The sequence below is a fragment of the Bradyrhizobium sp. WSM4873 genome (assembly GCF_055811355.1).
The window spans coordinates 1-410 of sequence record NZ_JBVVPS010000131.1 but is presented as its reverse complement, the minus strand read 5'-3'; the positions used below and the strand labels follow the sequence as shown (position 1 = coordinate 410).

At 61.5% G+C, this 410-nt stretch carries 1 protein-coding gene; it reads right to left on the bottom strand.

From position 1 onward, the window contains the following. On the bottom strand, positions 1-176 hold a 176-nt coding region (locus AC0L21_RS38075; protein ID WP_473267152.1), incomplete at its 3' end, for a phage integrase N-terminal SAM-like domain-containing protein. Positions 177-410 lie beyond the last annotated feature (234 nt).

Genomic DNA, 410 nt, shown 5'->3' with positions numbered 1-410 from the left:
ACGATGATCTGGTTCAGCGCCGGCCATGAGATGTCGGTCGAGACCAGATGCACCTGGAAGGCGCGGACGTCTTCCAGCTCCAACCGCTCAGGCGATCGGCCGAAATAGCGGCTGAACTTCGAAACCGCGCCGATGTAGGATCGCTGCGTCGCCGGCGACAGACTGCGGACGGTCATGTCCTCGATGATGCGGCGGCGAAGAGGCTCAAATCGGCCATCTCGATACCCTGTCTGAGGGGGGCTCCAACACCCACATCCTCTCAGCAGGAGGCGATCTACGCCACCTCGCCACGCACGCCGCGACAGCGGCTTCGTTCAATCCACAAACGAAAAGTGCAAGGTTCGGGGGCCTCAAGCCCCCAATCCCTGCAATCTCAAATGCCGCCCCAACCGGAAAACTGACTCCTGCTC